Below are 329 nucleotides of genomic sequence, written 5' to 3' on the forward strand. Positions count from 1 at the left end.
GAAGCGATCGCAATTTGGGATGAATGGGAACCGCATTTAATCTGGATGGATATGAGAATGCCTGTCATGGATGGTTATGAAGCGACTAAATATATTAAGTCTACTACCAAAGGTAACGCCACAGCCGTCATCGCCTTGACAGCCAGCGTCTTAGAAGAAGAAAAAGCCATAGTTCTCTCTGCTGGTTGTGATGACTTCCTCCGCAAACCCTTTGCCGAACACACCATTTTTAATGCACTAACTAAACATCTTGGTGTAAAATTTATCTTTGCCGAAAGCCAAACGCCCCTAGTAAATCAGGCAACAGAGACTATCTTGACATCGCAACA

At 43.5% G+C, this 329-nt stretch carries 1 protein-coding gene; it reads left to right on the forward strand.

Annotated elements, in window-relative coordinates:
• Positions 1 to 329, forward strand: a 329-nt coding sequence (locus AACS98_RS06730) for a response regulator (RefSeq protein ID WP_157087493.1), incomplete at both ends; no start/stop codon positions are given.

The sequence above is a fragment of the Anabaena sp. CA = ATCC 33047 genome, assembly GCF_963870205.1.
Taxonomy (GTDB): Bacteria; Cyanobacteriota; Cyanobacteriia; order Cyanobacteriales; family Nostocaceae; genus Trichormus.